The organism is Streptomyces sp. NBC_00659 (assembly GCF_036226925.1).
GTDB lineage: Bacteria > Actinomycetota > Actinomycetes > Streptomycetales > Streptomycetaceae > Streptomyces.
Genome location: NZ_CP109031.1, coordinates 8,779,818 through 8,796,513, shown reverse-complemented (window position 1 = coordinate 8,796,513; position 16,696 = coordinate 8,779,818). Strand labels below are relative to the sequence as shown.

The following is a 16,696-nucleotide window of genomic DNA, read 5'->3' as shown; positions in this document are numbered from 1 at the left end:
CCGGAACGGCGACCGTTTCGGAACGGTTCCCCTTCAGGAACAGTGTCCCGACCCGGACGGCGTCCCGTCCCGAACAGCATCCCGACCCGGACGGTTCCCGTCCCGGAGCTGCGCCGTTCCGGGGCGGCACCTGTTCCGGGACCGCACCCCTCCCCGGAGGGTTCCTCAGGGATTGCGTCCGATGAAGGCGAGCAGGCGCGTCTGTACGTCGACGGTCTCCGGGACCTCGACCCGTGGCCCGTACTGTCCGCTCCCGCGCAGCACGTCGTCGAGCGGCAGCATGCCGTCGAGCAACCGGGCGCACCTGGCGGGGTCGAGGCGCTCGTCCTGGCCGCTGGCGCGTGCCAGGTCCCAGGTGTGCATGAAGACGTCGGCGGTGTAGAAGCGGTCGACCGCCTGGTCCAGCGGGACCTCGCCGATGTGCGGGTTCGACAGCGTTCTGTGCGCCGTGGCCGGATCGTCGAGGAGTGCCTGCACTCCGTCGCTGTGCACCGTCCAGGCCTTCACCGGGTCGTCGTCCACCGACGGCCCCTTCGGCAGTTCGACCCCGGCGCCCGCCTTCAGGAAGTCGGGGAACCACTCGACCAGGTGACGCACCACGTCCCGGGCGACCCAGCCGTCGCACGGCGCGGGGTTCTCCCAGGCCCCGGGGCGCACTCCGCGCACCCGTTCGGTGAAGATCTCGGCGACAGTGCGGTGCTCGTCGGCTGCGCTCGTCATGATCTCAAGCCTTCCGTCTCGGTTCTTCTTCGGGTGTTCAGGCGTTCCCGCTCCGGCGGCCGCCGAGCAGTTCGTCGAGGCGCTCATGGCCCTCGCGGACACCGCGTTGCATACCGCTTCTGATCATCGCGTCGCGGGCCTCGACGGACGCCATGAGCGAGGTGGTGGTGACCCGGGTCCGGCCGCCGAGGTCCTCGAAGAGCGTGGTCTCCAGGCTGACGCCGTCCGGGAAGCCGTCGTAGGCGAAGGTCTGCACGATGCGCTCGTCGCGGCGCACCTCGTGGAACACGCCGCGGAAGCCGTACTCCGTCCCGTCCGCCTCGCGATGCACATAGCGGTACGAGCCACCGGTGCGCGCCTCGTACACGTCGATCCGCATGGTCAGCCGACGCGGGCCGAGCCACTGCACGACGAGACCGGGATCGGTGTACGCCCTGAACACACGCTCCGCGGGGGCGTCGAACTCCCGGGTGATGAGGATGGTGGGCAGCGCCGGGTCGGCCACGATCCGCGTCTCGTGCCGGTCGCTCCGGTTCGCGGTGCTCATGATGCCGCCTCCTTGCCGGAGGTGCCTTCGCCCGGCTGGTCCCCCATCCGTTCGAGGACGGCGTCGAGCCGGTGGAAACGGTCCTCCGCCTCGCGTCGGTAGCGTTCGATCCATCGCGTCATCAGGTCGAAGACCTCGCCTTCGAGGTGGCAGGGCCGACGCTGGGCGTCTCTGCTGCGGCTGACCAGACCGGCGTCCTCCAGCACCCGGATGTGCTTGGACACGGCCTGCACCGTCACGTCGTAGGGCTCGGCCAGTTCGTTGACCGTGGCGTCCCCCGCGGCCAGCCTGGCCACGATGTCGCGCCGCGTCGGGTCGGCCAGGGCCGAGAACACCCGGGACAGCCGCTCGTCGGACACCTCTCACCTCACGTAATCAACCAGTTGGTTGAATAACCGTATGCCCAGCCCCCGCCTTAGTCAACCAACTGGTTGGATATACCTCGGCGGGCCGGTGCTTCGCGGCCGCCGGACTGGACGCGCCCACAACCCGGCCCGTCCAAGCCGGCCCGTCCAAGCCGGTCCGTCGCGGCGGCCGACCGCGCTCCACCCTCGGCACCCTCGGGTCAGTCCTTCGCGGGTGCCGGCTCCACCACCGTGAACTCGGCGGGCCCCACCGCGAGAGTGCCGTCGGTCAGCGGGCGGCAGCGGATTCCCCCGCCGTCGCGCAGCGCCCGTCGCGCGCCGGGGCCGAGCGTGGTGTCCATCCAGGCGCAGGGCCTGGCCGCGCCGCGTACGGCGAGCAGCACGGGCCCGGTGCCGCAGTCCAGGGAGATCGTCGCGCCGACACAGGCGTCGATGTCCACGCCCCGGAGCAGAACGTTGCGCCGGGTCAGCCGGAGGTCCGCTTCCGCGGCCGTCCCCTGCGGAAAGCGCTCGGCCGCCACGAGGGTGATCGACGCGTTCCGATGGGCCGGATGGTTGAAGTAGCGGTCGCCGACGATCCCGAGTCCGGCGCGCACCTGAGCGGTCGTCACCAGTTCCGCGTCGGGCAGCGGGGGCACCCCGTCGCCCGGTCGGCCCTCGAACCGGTGCACGGCCGAGACCAGCAGCTGAAGGACTTCCACACGCGCCATCCCATCGACCCTAAGGGACGTCCGCGTGAGCGGTCCGCGCCGCCGTACGGGCGAACGGCACCGAAGGGGTCGCCTGCCGGACATCCCGCTGACACGGGGACACCCCGCGTGACAGGGTCGGCGGTGATCGAAGACAACAGCGGCAAAGGGGCTTCCGTGGACACGCGAACGTGGGACACGCTGGTCGGCTCGATGAAGAGCGCCTACGTCAAGGGCGTGCGCGAGGGTGCGGTACCCCGGCCGGTCATCATGCCGCTCGTGCGGGGCGAGCTGGTCGGGCTGGTCTGGGTCCGCCCGACCGAGCCCGGGGCCGACGCGCTCACCGGCATCGCGGCGCTGTCGAACATCGCGGCGGCGGCCGGCGCGGACGAGGTCGTGCTGGCCTGGGAGACCCAGGAGGTCGCCACCGCCTGCGAGCTGCCGGTCTCCGGCCCCTCCCCGTGCCTGAACATGGTCCGCGCCACCCCGGACGGGCATGTGCTGCACCAGTTCCCCTACACCGAGGAGTCCTTGCCCACCGGCTCCGGGAACACGGACGAGTCCGCGGCCGCCCTCGACTGGGACCAGGCCCCCGCGCCGCGACCGGACGGCGAACTTCCGCCGCCCGTCGAGGCCGCCGTCGCGTACGCGTTCACCCCGATGGAGCTTGACCATCCCAACCCCTTCGGCGTCACCGTCGTCCTGATGGAGGAGGACGGCTACACCGTGCGTCTGTCCGACGGCTTCGACCACTGAACAAGCCCGTGCGACGCGCCCGCAGCGCTCCTGGCCCCTAGGCTGATCGGGCGCGGCAAGGCCGCGCGCCCTCAGCGGGCGGTCCGTGATCGCAGCACAGGAGGAACCGTGTCCGGTCAGTTCGAGGCGACAACCGAGATCAACCGCCCCGTCGAGGAGGTGTTCGCCTACCTCGCCGCCGGCACGAACGACCCCCGGTTCAGCCCCAGGGTGCAGGCGATCACGAAGACTCCGGAGGGCCCGACGGCCGTGGGCACCGTCTTCACCAGCACCGTCAAGGACGCCGGAATGAAGACGGGCCGGGAGTTCCGCATCACCGAGTTCGAGCCGTCCCGCCGGATCCGCTGGGCCGAGATCTCGAAGAACACCGTCATGGCGAAGGAGGGCGGCTACGACCTCGAGTCCACCGGCCCCCGGACCACCCGGGTCCGGATCTTCAACGTCCTTGAGGGCCATGGCATCGGCAAACTCCTGGTGGGCTTGGCGCTGAGTGCGGCCCGCAAGGACGCGGACGCCTTCGGCCAGCGGATCAAGGCAGCCGTCGAGGCCTCCTGATCCTGAGGCACAGCGGGAGGACGGGGGACAGGGCTACGGGCCACGGCGCCACGGCGCCATAGGACTACAGGAATACGACGTAGCGGCGCCGCCGACCCGGCGCCGTCACGGCTTCCCGGCCCTTGCCCCGGCATCCCCCGTCGGCCCGGAACGCCGCTCGGCCGGGGCGGACCGGTGGTCCGGTGAGCGCCCGGAGGGTTCCGGCTCGGGGCGTGCCCGCAGCTCGGTGATCACGGACCAGGCGACCGACACCATCGGTACCGCCACGACGGCGCCGGTCACACCGGCCAGGATGCTCCCCGCGATCACAGAGAGGGCCACGACCACGGGGTGCAGCCGGACGGCCCAGCTCAGGACGAGCGGGTGCAGTACGTGCCCCTCCAACTGGCCGATGACGACGATCAGGGCGAGCACGATGAGCGCGACGACCGGCCCCCGGGTGGCCAGGGCGACGACCGTGGCCACGGCGAGCGCGACGGGCGAGCCCACCAGGGGGATGAACGCGGCGAAGAACTCCAGCAACGTGAGCGGCAGCGCCAGTGGTACGCCCAGGACGAACAGGGCGATGCCGACGAGGATGGCGTTGGTGGCCGCCACGATGATGATGCCGCGCGTGTAGCCGGCGAAGGTCCGCCAGGCCGCACGCCCGCCGCGGTCCCACGGGTCCCGCGCGCTCTCCGGCATCAGGTCCTGGAACCAGCGCCAGAACCGGTCCCCGGAGCGGATGAAGAACAGCGAGCAGAACAGCGCGAGCACCAGGCCGGTGACGAACTCCACCGCGCGGCCGGCGCCGCTGAGGGCGCTGCTGATCAGTACGGAACGGTGCTCGGAGACGAACGTGGCCACCTTGCCCTGGAGGTTCGACATCACCGCGTGGCTCACATGGAACGGTGAGCCCTCCAGCCAGCGTTCGATCCGTCCCAGACCCCCGGCGAACTCATGGCCCAGCTTGCCGGACTCGCCCGCCACGACACGACCGACCAGCGCCATCACGCCGAGCACCAGCAGGATGCTGACCAGGATGCTGACGATCACCGCCACGGTCCTCGGCATCCGCCGTGCCAGCAGGTCGGCCAGGGGACGCAGGACCGCCGTCACGACGAGCGCGAGGAACAGGGCCACCGCGACCAGCTGGAGCCTGCCCAGGAGGGCGAAGACCGCATAGGCGACCACACCGACCACGAGCAGCCGCCACGCGTAGGCCGCGGCCACCCGTAGCCCGTGACGCACCAGGGCCCCCTGGTCGTCTCCGGTGCCGTGCCGCCCGTAGGCAGCGGACGTTCGCGCCCGCGTGACCGTCCAGACGCCACGGGAGGAGCGATTCCCCACGACGTAACGCGTCCGGCGCCCGCCGCGACCCGTGCCGGGCGCGCCGGGCCGCCGCTGAGGACGACGCGATCCGGCGTTCACCTGTGTGCCACCGTTCTCCCGTCGTCGCGCCCACCCGCCACGCGTGCCCGGACGCGCACCGCCGCCCGGCCTCGGGGAAGCGGGCGACCGGTCCCGGGCCGTCGATCACGCGGGCGTCCTGGCCAGCGTGGTGTCGCGCACCGCACCCCGCAACCCGAAGAACACCCGGTCCTCGGCCGCGACCGCCGCGCCGACGGCGGGGCACTTCCGGAGACGGTGGCGGCCCGACCGGACGCCGCCGTCTCCGGCCCGTGGCACTCCCACAAGCACACCATCCCTTTAATGTCATTTACGGCATTGCACCCTATATTGGGTCTGTGATCAGGCGGCTGGACCTACTCGACACCGCTGACGACGGCATCACGGAAAGCGAGGTCTTCCGGCTCGCCCTTCAGCACTCCATCGCGGAGCTGGGCTGCGTCGGCGGGGCCGTCTACCTGCGGGGCCCCGTGTCGGCCCTGCGTCTGGTGTCCTCCACCGGACTGCCGTCGTCGGTCACGCGCGCATGGGAGATCGTCGACCAGGACGGGCCCACGGCGACCGCCCGAGCCGTACGCTCCGGTGAGCGTGTGTGGGTGGCCGCGCTCCCCGCCGACGTGGCCGAACCCAGCGCGCCGCTGCTGTCGCGGTCCGGCTGGTTCTCCGTACCCCTGGCCTACGAGGGCCGTGTCATCGGTGCGATCACCTGTCTGACCGGTGACAACGAGGAGCCCACGTCCGAGCAGTGGACGTTCCTCACCTCGGTGGCCGAATGGACCACGAACCGGCTGAAGAAGATGCCGGCGCCCGCACTCCTGCGCACCGACCTCGACGCCACCCCGGTCGGCTCCTGGGAGTGGGACGTGCGCACCGGCGAACTGATGTGGGACCAGGTGGCCATGAGGGTCTACCAGACCGAGCCGGGGGACTTCGCGCCCGGTGTCGAGACCTGGCTGAAGGTGGTGCACCCCGACGACCTCGCGACCACCCTGGCCGCCCTCGATCGCACCATCCGCACCCACGCGCCGTTCGAGGCCGAGTACCGGGTGCGGCGCGGCGACGGGGGCTATACCTGGACCCGCGCGTCCGGTCACGTCGTGCTCGACGACGAGGGCCAGGTCACGCGCGTCGTCGGCAAAGGCTGGGCGAGCGACGCCGCGCGCTCCACCCGCGACACGCTCAGCCGTGCCCTGCGGCACATGAGTGACGCCTTCCTGTCCGTGGACGACGACTGGCGGATCACCTTCGCCAATCTGGAGGCGGAGCGCATCCTCGGTCCGGCCGACGAGCAGCTCTTCGGCCGGAACCTGTGGCACCTGCCCGCCCTGCACCATGTGCCCGACCTGGAGGAGCGGTGCCGGCGCGGCGCCGCGCAGTCCACGGCAGCCGGCTTCGACATCGCGCTGGCCGACACCGGACGCCGCTACGACCTGCGGATCGTCCCCGTCCCCGGCGGCCTCACGGTGTACTTCACCGATGTCACCGATCGCCGCCGTCGTGAGGCCGAGGAGGCGGAGGCCGTCCGAGCCGCCGCCGAGCGCGCGAGCCGGACGGCGGAGCTGACCACACAGCTCGCGGCCGCGACCACCTCCGAGGACGTGGTGACGGCCGTCGCCCAGCGCGTCCTGCCCCCGTTCGGCGCCCAGGGCCTGCTCGTTCTCGTCCTCGAGGACCAGAGGCTGGTGCACATCGGATCCGTCGGCTATCCGAGCTCCTTCCTTCAGCACATGCAAGGAGCCCACGGCAGGGACCTGCCGGACGCCGGTGCCGCCGGGCAGGCGATCCTGACCGGCGAACCCTACTTCTGCTCGTCGCGCGAGGAATGGGCCACGGCCTTCCCCGACCCCGACGGCATGCCTCCGACCGACAAGGAGGCCTGGGCGTTCCTCCCCCTGACGGCCTCCGGCCACACCTTCGGCGTGTGTGTCATCGCCTTCGACACCGTCCGGCACCTGACGGCCGAGGAACGCACGCTCCTCATCACCATCAGTGCCCTGGTGGCACACGCGCTGGAGCGGGCCCGGCTCTACGAGGCCGAGCTCACCCGCTCCGAGGAACTCCAGCAGGCGCTGCTGCCCCGTGAGCTCCCCACCGTGCCCGAGGCGACCGTGACGGCACGCTATCTGCCGACCGGGGAGACCTCCGACGTGGGCGGGGACTGGTACGACCTGATCCCGCTGTCCGCGGGGCAGGTGGCCCTGGTCGTCGGTGACGTGATGGGCCACGGGCTGTCCGAGGCCGCGACCATGGGGCGCCTGCGCACCGCGCTGCACACACTCGCGGCCCTGGAACTGCCTCCCGACGAGATCATGGGCCACCTCAACGACATCGTGGGCGGCCTGGGCGAGCACGCGTACGCGACCTGCCTCTACGCGCTGTACGACTCCACCGACGGATCGTGCACCATGGTGCGGGCGGGCCATCCGCCGCCGCTCGTCGTCCGGCCGGACGGAAGCGCGCACTTCCCCGAGGTCGCCGTCAACCCTCCCCTGGGCGCCGCGTTCCCGCCGTTCGAGACGACGCGGCTGCAACTGCCGGCGGAGAGCCTTCTGGTCCTCTACACCGACGGGCTCGTGGAGTCACCGCAGCGGGAGATCGACCAGGGCATGGCCCAGCTCGCCGGTCTGCTCAGGGGTGAAGCCGGTTCTCCCGATCTGGAGGTCCTGTGCGACTCCGTGACCGCGGGGCTGCTCCCGGGTGGGCCCACGGCCGACGACGCCGCCCTGCTGATCGCGCGCCTGCACCACGTCGCCGACCGGCAGGTGGCGTCCTGGGCGCTGCCGGAGGGCCCGGAGGCCGCGGGTGAGGCCCGTCGCCATGTACGGGAGCAGCTCGCCCGATGGCATCTGGACGACCTGGTCATGACGACGGAACTGCTGGCCAGCGAGCTCGTCGGGAACGTCATCCGGCACGCGGGCGGCCCCATCGGTCTTCGCCTCCTGTGCAGCGGAACGCTCGTCTGCGAGGTGTCCGACGCGAGTCTGACGATGCCCCGGATCCGGCGTGCCACGGACACCGACGAGGGGGGCCGCGGGCTCCAGCTCATCAACGCCCTCTGCGAGCGCTGGGGCAGCCGCTACACCCCGGAGGGCAAGGCCATCTGGACCGAGCAGACCCTTCCCGACGCGGCGGAACCGGCGGACGAGGACCGGCCGGCCGGGCCCTCCGGCCCTCCGTCCTGAGGCGCCGACCTGGCCCTCCGCCCCGAGGCGCCGGGCCTGGACGCCTCGGCTCCGGGCAACGGCCGGTGAGGCCCGTGAACGCCCCCGCCCGCATGGGCGTTGCCCCCGTGGGCAGCGCATCGACCGCGCCACGGGGGCGACTACGGGTGTGCCGCGGTCAACTGCGCGCGAAGTCCAGCAGGTCGGCGTTGAACACCTCGGCGAACTTCGGCACCATGGCGAGGCCGTGGGGAGCGCCCGGGTACACCTTGTAGACCGCGTCCTTGACGAGCTTCGAGGACTTGTCGCCGGAGGCCACGATGGGAACGATCTGGTCGTCGTCGCCGTGCACGATGAGGGTGGGGACGTCGATCTTCTTGAGGTCCTCGGTGAGGTCGGTCTCGGAGAAGGCCTTGACGCAGTCGTAGGCGCCCTTGATGCCCACGGTCATGCTCCAGAGCCAGAACTCGTCGCGCGTTCCCTGGGTGACGGTCGATCCGTCGCGGTTGGCGCCGTAGAACGGGGCGCTGAGGTCCTTGTAGAACTGCGACCGGTCGGTCTCGACGCCCTTGCGGATCTCGTCGAACACGTCGACCGGCAGACCTTCGGGGTTCTCCGCCGTCTTGAGCATGAGCGGCGGGATCGCGCCGACCAGGACCGCCTTGGCCACCCGGCGGGTGCCGTGCCGGCCGATGTAGCGGGTGACCTCGCCACCGCCGGTCGAATGGCCGACCAGGATGACGTCCCGGAGGTCGAGTGCTTCGATGACCGCCGCCAGGTCGTCGGCGTAGGTGTCGAGGTTGTTGCCGTCCCAGGGCTGGCCGGAGCGTCCGCCACCGCGCCGGTCGTGGGCGACGGCCCGGAAGCCGTTGTCCGCCATCACCTTCATCTGGGCGTCCCAGGCGTCCGCGGTCAGTGGCCACCCGTGCGAGAAGACGACCGGCTGACCCGATCCCCAGTCCTTGTAGAAGATCTGCGTGCCGTCCTCGGCCGTGGCGAAGGGCATGTACGGGTCCTCTCGAATCTGGTCCCGAATTCCGCGCTTCGGGCGCTGTCGCTTCGGCTCCGCCGCACCCGTCGGCCTCGCGCGCGGCCCGCCCCTGCCCTGTCGGACCATGTGGCATCGGCGACGCGTACGGCGGAGACTCCCCCGCGACAGCCCTCGGGTCCCGCCTGCCACAAGCTTCCGTGCCAGGCCGCACCGAGCGGCGGACGCACGAGGGTGACAGAACGATCGGCAGCACGAAATGACCGGGATGAGTATGTTGTCCAGCTCACACTAGCCCAGGCGCCACACCGCGTCGCGGCGGACGGACACCGCGGCCGAGCCTCCGCGCGCCGCTGCGACGGACGCGGGACCCCCGCTCGCCAGTCACGTCGCGCCGCCGCCCTCGCCCTGCCCGAAGAGGCCGCGGGCCACCACGCCCCGGGTGGAGAAGGTGACGGGTTCACCCGGCAGGAAGTCACCCGGCGGGATCCCGGGGTGATGTCCGTCGCGGGATGACGACTGCCCGGAGCGGGGACCGAGGGCCAGCCGGGAGACGATGCGGTAGCGGTCCCCGCGGTAGATCGAGTGGACGTACTCCACCGGCCGGCCCGCGGCGTCCGAGGTGAGGCGCTCGAACAGCAGCGCCGGGGACAGCTCCGGCACGTCGAGCAGGCCCGCCTCGTCGCGGGTCAGGACCGTGGGCTCGATCGACTGGACCGCCTCGCTGACCTGGATCCCGTGCCGTTCGCCGAGGTGCTCGTAAAGGTCGCCGTTCTCCAGTTCGTCACTGGTCAGGTCGGGCACGAGGCCGGCGGGGACGTGCAGGTACTCGATGGCCATGGGCGAGCCGTCGACGAGGCGGAGCCGTGCCACGTACCGGATGTCGGCAGCGGGAGAGACGCGCAGCCTGCGGCCCACCCGGGCACCGGCGGACACCGTGCTGAACTCCAGGATCCTGCTGGTCCATGTACCCGCGGCCCGGGGCAGGCTGAACGTCCGCCGGTCCGGGACGAGTTCCTGCGTGATCTTCTCGGCGGCCACGAACATGCCCCGTCCGTGCTCACGCACCAGGAGCCCGGCCACCACGAGTTGGTCCACGGCCGCCCGCAAGGTGGGGCGGGACACCCCGAGTCGGGCGCAGAGCGTGCGCTCGGAGGGGATGGCGTCGCCGGGGCAGCGTTCCTCGATGAGTTCGAGGATCGTGTCCCGGACCCTTTCCCGCTTGAGTACCGCGCGGGAGGCGGCGGAGTCGATCTCCATGCGGGACCCTCTCTCGTCGTCTGTGCCGGCCAACTGGTATGGCCCCTGACCCTAACTGGTCTGCCGATTCCCGTGAATTGGTTCCGGCTCGCTTGACCCAACGGTGACGCACACCGCCCTCTTCAGCCAACTTCCCTTGAATACAAGGGGGTTGACGGACGCATTGGTCTATGCCACTTTTCAGGCGACGTCAACTGGTAAGGCCGACCGGTCAACTGGTCAAGCACGGCATGACTCCACGTGTTCCTGAGCACCCCCACCTCCCGCGCCCCGCGGGAGCCCACCGGAAGGAACTCACATGAGAAACCGCCCGTCCACAGGCCGCCGCCGCGTGGCCCTCGCCCTGTCGGCCCTCCTGGGCGGCACCGCCCTGGTGGCCGTTCCGATGTCCGCCCCCGCCGCCGCGGCCGGAGGCCTCGCCGTCCAGTACCGCACCAGCGCGAGCGGTGCCACCGCCGACCAGAGCGAGCCCTGGTTCAAGGTGCGCAACACCGGCTCGGCGTCGGTGCAGTTGAGCCAGGTGAGGATCCGCTACTACTTCAAGGCGGACTCGGCGGGCGCCGCCTACCGCTTCGCCTGTTCCTGGGCCGTCAAGGGATGCGCGAACATCACCGGCACGTTCGGCACACTGGCCCACCCCACCGGAACCGCGGACAGGTACCTGGAGATCGGCTTCACCTCCACGGCCGGCGCGCTGGCTCCGGGTGCCGACACCGGCGACATGCAACTGCGCTTCTACCAGTCCAACTGGCAGTCCGTGAAACAGGCGGACGACTACTCCTTCAACGGGGCGCAGACCTCGTACGCGGACTGGAGCAAGGTCACCGCCCAGCTCGCCGGAACCACCGTGTGGGGCACGGCGCCCGCGGGCAACGACCCCACGGATCCGACCGACCCCACCGACCCCACCGACCCGCCCGGCGGCGGCCAGGCGCTGTTCGACGACTTCACCTACTCGTCGTACACCGACCCCGCGATCTCCGCACACGGCTGGAACGTCCGCTCGAACTCCGGCGGTCCCGGGGTTCCCGGCGCGACCTGGGACCCCTCCAAGGTGACGTTCCCCGTCGTGTCGGGCAACACGGTGATGAACCTCCAGACGTCGACCTCGGGCACCGCCGAGTCCACCCGGCAGACCGAGGTCGTCTCCAGGAGCGTGAAGTTCAGGAACGGCACCTACGCGGCGCGGGTGAGGTTCGCCGACGCTCCCGAGTCCGGCCCCGACGGCGATCACCTGGTGCAGACGTTCTTCACCATCAACGACCTCACGGCGCCGATGGCCGACGACTACGCCGAGTACGACTTCGAGTATCTGCCCAACGGCGGCTGGGGCGAGCCGGGCAACATCCTCTACACGACCTCCTGGGAGACGTACAACCCCGATCCCTGGCAGGCCGTCAACCAGCACACCGAGGCGCGCCGGAGCTACGCCGGCTGGCACGACCTGGTCCTGACGATCGACAGCGGCAGCATCAAGTACTACATCGACGGACAGCTGTTCGGCACCCACGACGCCCAGTACCTTCCCGAGCGGCCCATGTCGATCAACTTCAACCAGTGGCTGATCGACCTCGCCGGGCAGACCTCGACCGGGGCCCGCGCCTACAACGAACAGGTCGACTACGTCCTGCACGTCAAGGACCAGGTCCTCACCCCGGCCCAGGTCGCCTCGAAGGTGGCCGCCTACCGCGGTGCCGGAACCGCGTTCGTGGACGAGGTACCGGCTCCCTGACGCGGCCGTCCGAAGGGCCTGTCGGCGAGCGCACGCGCGCTCGCCGACAGGGAGGTTCACCCGGCGGGTACGCAGACCGGGACCGGTCAGCCGCGGTGGCCCGCTCCCCGGCCCAGCCCGGCCAGCACCGCGCGCGCCATGGCCTCCTGGCCCTTGGCGTTGGGGTGGGCCGGAGCCGCGGGCGAGGTCGGGCGCAGCGGCTCGATCCAGCGGTCGGCGGGCGCCTTGCACATGTCGTGGCCCACGGTGGGCCTGTAGGTGTCCACGTACTCGGCCCGGTTCAGGAAGGCCACGGTGCGGAGCATCAGGTTGAGCCGCTTGCCGGTGTCGCGCAGATAGGGGAAGTCCTTCGCGGCGAACGGCACCGTCGGGTAGCAGCCGCTGCCGTCGTCGGGCAGGAGGTCGGGGTAGCCGACGACGACCACGCGGGCGTGCGGCGCCCTGGCGTGTATCTCACGCAGCACCCGGGCGACCTTGGGAGCCGTCTGGAGGATGTTCACGGTGAGCTGGTCGTAGCCCGCGGCGCCGTAGTACTGCTGACAGGGGTTGCCCGCGAGGTCCTTCGAACTGAGCCCGGCGCAGGTGGAGATGATCGGGCCGAAGCCCATGTCGTTGCCGCCGATCTGCAGGGTCACCAGGTCGGTGCCGTGCTTCACCGCGTCGAGCTGGGGTCCGTTGGTCCCCTGTGCCTTCCACATCTCGTCGGTCTTCGCGCCGGAGCAACTGACGTCCGTGAAGGAGGCGACCTTGCGGGCGGCCGCGGTGATCGACGGGTAGTTGTGGTCGGAGCGCGCGCAGTTCGCGTCGACCTGCTGAGGGATCAGGGGCCCTGAGGTGTACGAGTCGCCGAGCGCGACGTAGTCCACACCATGCGCCGTGTGCCCTTCGCCCGCTTCGGCGGGGACCGCCGCCGCGACGCCCGCGACGAGCGCGCAGCTGCTCAGCGCGGCCCCCAGCGCCAGGGCGCCCCGTCGCCTGGAACCGGCGTTTTCCGGCCGCGTGTGATCGTTCATCGTGCCCCTCCCCTGAAGCCATGACAGCCTGCTGAACGGGTACCGGCGTCCCGCGGCGCACGGGTTTTCGCGGCGCCGCGACAGGCCGGACGGCTCCTGCCCGGCAGACCCAACCTGGTCTGTATACCGGCCGGTAGGCCGCCGGAACAGGGGTTGATCGCCCTCCACTTGTCCAACTCTCGTCCCCCGCGCACCGGTTCACCGTGCGTGTGTACGCTCGATGAGCAGGGGGTGACGGTGGGCGACGGATCACGCCGGCCGGGACACGGTCCCGCGCGGCTACGGCGTGGGTGCCTGCCGCGCGGACGCGCCGGCGGCGGCGTCGCCGAACCGGATGGTGAAGTCGTCCAGGGCCAGGCTGAGAAGGGGCGGACGGCGGCCCAACTCCCCCAGCGGGCCGTCCTCTTGCGCGCTCCAGCGGGCCCGTGCCGTTCGGACGGCGGAGCGCGAGCGGACGGAACTGGTCTTCAGCGCGCCGTCGAGGGTCTGCGTGACGCGGTAGGTGAGGGGCCAGCGGCCCGGCATCCGGCGGCCGGGTTCGAAGGACGCGGCGGCCAGGACGCCCTTGTCCGTCGCCGCGCCGGCCCGGACGCCGGCGGTCCGGTCGATCTCGAAGTCCGCCATCTCCTTCGGAATGCCCCACAGTTCCCTGCCGCCGGCCATCGAGGCGGCGCTGTCCACCCAGATGTCGGTGACGCAGACCCGCGGGCGGCGGCCGTCGCGTACGAGGACGGCCCGGAGCAGTTCGTTGTAGTGCAGGACGCTGTCGTTCTCGTAGACGACCCAGGCGGCGCCGACCGCGCCGCGCCCGGCGATGGTGACCGGCCGGGTGCCGTCCGCCACCGGGGGCAGTTCGCGGGCCGGCACCAGCCACAGCGACAGATACATCTGGCCCGCCAGGTGCCAGGGTTCCTCGGGGTAGGGCGTCACGGGGTGTCCTTTCCGGTGGGGGGTTCCAGCAGCAGTGCCGCCGGTGCGCCCGTGGGCACGGCGGGGTGCCTCGGCGGTACCGGCCGCACCCGGCGGTAGGGCAGACCGGGTTCGGGCCGGGGGTCCTCCTCGCCACGGTTGGGCCACAGGGCGACGGCCCGCTCGGCCAGGGCGGTGATGGTGAGGGAGGGGTTCACCCCGAGGTTCGCCGAGATCGTGGAGCCGTCGATGACGTGCAGGCCCGGATGTCCGTGCAGCCGGTGGTAGGGGTCGACGACACCGGTCTGCGGGGTCTCGCCGACGGTGCAGCCGCCGATGAGGTGTCCGGTGGTGGGGATGTCGAACAGATCGCCCCAGGTGCCGCAGGCCTGGCCGCCGATGCGCTCGGCCGCTGTGCGGGCCGCCCGGTGCCCGGCGGGTATCCAGGACGGGTTGGGGGTGCCCTCGCCGGGGCGGCTGGTCAGCCGCTTGCGCCCGGTCAGGGTGCGGCGGAGGTACGTCGTCACCGAGTTGTCGAGGGACTGCATGACCAGCAGGACGACGGTCTGCTGGGACCAGCGGCGCGGGTTGTGCAGGCTGGGCAGGTCACGCAGGTTGCGTGCCATCGCGACCAGTCCGGTGAGCAGCCGGGAGCGGCCGCGGACGGGGTCGACGAGCATGGCGCCGAGCAGTCCGAGCAGATTGCTCCCGCGGCCGTAGCGGACGGCCTCGACGTGTGTGTTCTCGTCGAGGTGCACGGAGGAGGTGATGGCGACGCCGCGGCTGAAGTCGGTGGTCCTGTCCCTGGCCCTCACGCCGAGAATGGCCTCGGAGTTGGTGCGGGTCAGCCGGCCGAGGCGGGGGGACACCCGCGGCAGGGAACCGCCCTCCCGCAGCCGGTGCAGCAACCGCTGGGTGCCGAGGGCGCCCGCCGCGAAGACGACGTGCCGGGCGGTCAGGGTCCGTACACGGCGACGCGGGCCCGCGCCGGTGCGTACCGAGGTGACGGCCCAGCCCTCACCGCGCGGGGTGACGTCGGTGACGGTGCGCAGGGCCAGCACCTCGGCGCCGGCGCGTTCGGCCAGGCCCAGATAGTTCTTGGGCAAGGTGTTCTTCGCGTTGTGCCGACAGCCCGTCATGCACGCGCCGCAGTGCAGACAGGCGTTGCGGTCCGGCCCCGCGCCGCCGAACCAGGGGTCCGCGACGCGGGCGCCGGGTGCCGTGCCGGGCGGCCCGAAGTACACGCCGACCGGCACGGTCCTGAAGGTGTCCGCGCGGCCGAGGTCGTCCGCGGTGTCCTTCAGGAGCCGGTCGGCGTCGGTGAACAGGGGGTTGTCGGTGACACCGAGCATGCGGCGGGCCTGGGCGTAGTAGGGCGCGAGTTCGCCGCGCCAGTCGGTGATGGCGGCCCACGGCGAGCCCTCGTAGAAGGCGTCCGGCGGCTCGTAGAGCGTGTTGGCGTAGCCGAGGGAGCCGCCGCCGACGCCCGCGCCGGTGAGGACGAGGACATCGCCGAGCAGCGTCATGCGCAGGATGCCCGTGCAGCCGAGGCGGGGGGCGAAGAGGTAGTCGCGCACGTGCCAGGAGGTTCGGGGGAAGTCGTCGTCGGCGAAGCGGCGTCCTGCCTCCAGGATCCCGACGCGGTACCCCTTCTCGGTGAGGCGCAGCGCGGTGACGCTGCCGCCGAATCCGGAGCCGATGACGAGTACGTCGTAGTCGGGTGTGTCCATCAGGGCCCCTTCGGTACGAAGTCGGCGAGGACCGGGCCGATCAGGCGGGCGATGTTCGCCCGGCGGACTTCCGGGTGTTCGCCCGCGAGGCGCACCGGTCCTTCGAGGCCCAGGGTGTGGGCCGCGAGCGCGAGGTGCGGCAACAGGACGAGCAGCAGGGACAGCAGGGCGTCGACGTCGGCCCCCTTGCGCAGGTCGCCGGTCTCGACCGCCCGCTCGACCAGGGGGCGCAGACCGGCGAGGTACATGTCCTGCACCGGGGCGCGTACGGCGTTGCGGACGGCCGGGTCGAGTTCCATGTTGGTGGCCGCGGTGACCCCTCGTTCCAGCGGGTGGCCGGCGAAGTAGTCGAACCACGCCTCCAGGGCGTCGGTGAGATGGCGGGAGAACTCCGTGGAGCCGTCGTATCCGTCGAGCCAGGGCCGCATGGCGGCGTAGACGCGCAGGGAGGTCTGCTCGGCCACGTAGGCGAACAGGTCGAGCTTGCCCTCGAAGTACTGGAACAGCGAGCCCTTGGCCACACCGGCCTCGCGGGCGATGACATTGAGGCTTCCGGTGGAGTAGCCGTGGGTGCCGAACTCGTCCATCGCGGCGACCAGGACCCGTTCGCGCCGCACGGGTGACAGCCGGGTCCAGGTGGAAGTGGGCATGCGTGCTCCTGCGTATGACCGGGCGGTCATGTGACCGCCCGGTCATCGTCGGTGCGGTGGACGCACCCTGTCAACGAGTCCGGCAGGAAAGGGAGTCGACGGGCACAGATCGCGGCGTCCGGCATCGTCGGGCCTTCGCATGCCCGAACTCCCGCTCTCGTCAGGGTCATTGACACGGCGGCCCGACGGACAGCAGCCTGTGACCGCCCGGTCATGTGACCGGGTGGTCACC

16 protein-coding genes are annotated in these 16,696 nt (G+C 71.4%); 4 read left to right on the top strand and 12 right to left on the bottom strand.

The genetic code is table 11. The features are described 5' to 3' along the window. Positions 1-165: 165 nt before the first annotated feature. From OG410_RS38435 to OG410_RS38420, 4 genes are all read right to left on the bottom strand, one after another. Positions 166-720, bottom strand: coding sequence for a TIGR03086 family metal-binding protein (locus OG410_RS38435; protein WP_329303386.1), 555 nt, complete (start codon positions 718-720; stop codon positions 166-168). Between the two features lie 37 nt (positions 721-757). After that, positions 758-1,267 carry an SRPBCC family protein gene (locus OG410_RS38430; protein WP_329303385.1) on the bottom strand — a complete coding sequence of 170 codons (510 nt, stop codon included), beginning with the start codon at positions 1,265-1,267 and terminating at the stop codon, positions 758-760. Further along, complete coding sequence (locus OG410_RS38425; RefSeq protein WP_329303384.1) at positions 1,264-1,626, bottom strand: ArsR/SmtB family transcription factor; 363 nt, start codon at positions 1,624-1,626, stop codon at positions 1,264-1,266. The genes OG410_RS38430 and OG410_RS38425 overlap by 4 nt, the downstream gene beginning before the upstream one ends. Positions 1,627-1,832: 206 nt before the next feature. Further along, positions 1,833-2,342 carry a molybdenum cofactor biosysynthesis protein gene (locus OG410_RS38420; RefSeq protein WP_329303383.1) on the bottom strand — a complete coding sequence of 170 codons (510 nt, stop codon included), beginning with the start codon at positions 2,340-2,342 and terminating at the stop codon, positions 1,833-1,835. 156 nt (positions 2,343-2,498) lie between these two features. Here OG410_RS38420 and OG410_RS38415 point away from each other — a divergent pair, with 156 nt between their 5' ends. Continuing rightward, the gene (locus OG410_RS38415) at positions 2,499-3,077 is read left to right on the top strand and encodes a hypothetical protein (RefSeq protein ID WP_329303382.1); all 579 of its coding nucleotides are present in this window, start codon (positions 2,499-2,501) and stop codon (positions 3,075-3,077) included. Between the two features lie 108 nt (positions 3,078-3,185). Continuing rightward, positions 3,186-3,632: an SRPBCC family protein gene (locus OG410_RS38410; protein WP_329303381.1), complete on the top strand. Its 447-nt coding sequence runs from the start codon at positions 3,186-3,188 to the stop codon at positions 3,630-3,632. A gap of 105 nt (positions 3,633-3,737) precedes the next feature. Here the strand turns inward: OG410_RS38410 and OG410_RS38405 are convergent, their stop codons facing one another. Together OG410_RS38405 and OG410_RS38400 are read right to left on the bottom strand one after the other, a co-directional pair. Beyond that, complete coding sequence (locus tag OG410_RS38405) at positions 3,738-5,042, bottom strand: AI-2E family transporter (RefSeq protein WP_443063853.1); 1,305 nt, start codon at positions 5,040-5,042, stop codon at positions 3,738-3,740. Between the two features lie 105 nt (positions 5,043-5,147). Then, complete coding sequence (locus OG410_RS38400; RefSeq protein WP_329303380.1) at positions 5,148-5,306, bottom strand: hypothetical protein; 159 nt, start codon at positions 5,304-5,306, stop codon at positions 5,148-5,150. A 53-nt stretch (positions 5,307-5,359) separates the two neighbouring features. Between OG410_RS38400 and OG410_RS38395 the strand changes: the two genes are divergently transcribed. After that, entirely contained in the window at positions 5,360-8,203 is a 2,844-nt protein-coding gene (locus OG410_RS38395) for a SpoIIE family protein phosphatase (RefSeq protein WP_329303379.1), read from the top strand. A gap of 157 nt (positions 8,204-8,360) precedes the next feature. On the opposite strand, the gene OG410_RS38390 is transcribed toward OG410_RS38395, so the two are convergent. Beyond that, a complete protein-coding gene (locus OG410_RS38390; RefSeq protein ID WP_329303378.1) occupies positions 8,361-9,188 on the bottom strand; it encodes an alpha/beta fold hydrolase in 828 nt (275 codons plus the stop codon). Between the two features lie 366 nt (positions 9,189-9,554). Then, the gene (locus tag OG410_RS38385; RefSeq protein WP_329303377.1) at positions 9,555-10,430 is read right to left on the bottom strand and encodes a GntR family transcriptional regulator; all 876 of its coding nucleotides are present in this window, start codon (positions 10,428-10,430) and stop codon (positions 9,555-9,557) included. A gap of 298 nt (positions 10,431-10,728) precedes the next feature. Between OG410_RS38385 and OG410_RS38380 the strand changes: the two genes are divergently transcribed. Then, the gene (locus OG410_RS38380; RefSeq protein WP_329303376.1) at positions 10,729-12,162 is read left to right on the top strand and encodes a cellulose binding domain-containing protein; all 1,434 of its coding nucleotides are present in this window, start codon (positions 10,729-10,731) and stop codon (positions 12,160-12,162) included. Between the two features lie 86 nt (positions 12,163-12,248). On the opposite strand, the gene OG410_RS38375 is transcribed toward OG410_RS38380, so the two are convergent. From OG410_RS38375 to OG410_RS38360, 4 genes are all read right to left on the bottom strand, one after another. After that, the gene (locus OG410_RS38375) at positions 12,249-13,175 is read right to left on the bottom strand and encodes an SGNH/GDSL hydrolase family protein (protein WP_329303375.1); all 927 of its coding nucleotides are present in this window, start codon (positions 13,173-13,175) and stop codon (positions 12,249-12,251) included. 279 nt (positions 13,176-13,454) lie between these two features. Continuing rightward, positions 13,455-14,105 (bottom strand): acetoacetate decarboxylase family protein, encoded by a 651-nt coding sequence (locus OG410_RS38370; protein WP_329303374.1) that lies wholly within the window; start codon positions 14,103-14,105, stop codon positions 13,455-13,457. Continuing rightward, the gene (locus OG410_RS38365; RefSeq protein ID WP_329303373.1) at positions 14,102-15,814 is read right to left on the bottom strand and encodes a GMC family oxidoreductase; all 1,713 of its coding nucleotides are present in this window, start codon (positions 15,812-15,814) and stop codon (positions 14,102-14,104) included. Before OG410_RS38365 ends, OG410_RS38370 begins: the two co-directional genes overlap by 4 nt. Beyond that, positions 15,814-16,464: a TetR/AcrR family transcriptional regulator gene (locus OG410_RS38360; RefSeq protein ID WP_329303372.1), complete on the bottom strand. Its 651-nt coding sequence runs from the start codon at positions 16,462-16,464 to the stop codon at positions 15,814-15,816. Before OG410_RS38360 ends, OG410_RS38365 begins: the two co-directional genes overlap by 1 nt. Positions 16,465-16,696: the final 232 nt, after the last annotated feature.

Coding starts and splice junctions, on each gene's coding strand:
- OG410_RS38435 (WP_329303386.1), bottom strand. CDS start 720: ATGACGAGCGCAGCCGACGAGCACCGCACTGTCGCCGAGATCTTCACC.
- OG410_RS38430 (WP_329303385.1), bottom strand. CDS start 1,267: ATGAGCACCGCGAACCGGAGCGACCGGCACGAGACGCGGATCGTGGCC.
- OG410_RS38420 (WP_329303383.1), bottom strand. CDS start 2,342: ATGGCGCGTGTGGAAGTCCTTCAGCTGCTGGTCTCGGCCGTGCACCGG.
- OG410_RS38390 (WP_329303378.1), bottom strand. CDS start 9,188: ATGCCCTTCGCCACGGCCGAGGACGGCACGCAGATCTTCTACAAGGAC.
- OG410_RS38385 (WP_329303377.1), bottom strand. CDS start 10,430: ATGGAGATCGACTCCGCCGCCTCCCGCGCGGTACTCAAGCGGGAAAGG.
- OG410_RS38380 (WP_329303376.1), top strand. CDS start 10,729: ATGAGAAACCGCCCGTCCACAGGCCGCCGCCGCGTGGCCCTCGCCCTG.
- OG410_RS38375 (WP_329303375.1), bottom strand. CDS start 13,175: ATGAACGATCACACGCGGCCGGAAAACGCCGGTTCCAGGCGACGGGGC.
- OG410_RS38365 (WP_329303373.1), bottom strand. CDS start 15,814: ATGGACACACCCGACTACGACGTACTCGTCATCGGCTCCGGATTCGGC.
- OG410_RS38360 (WP_329303372.1), bottom strand. CDS start 16,464: ATGCCCACTTCCACCTGGACCCGGCTGTCACCCGTGCGGCGCGAACGG.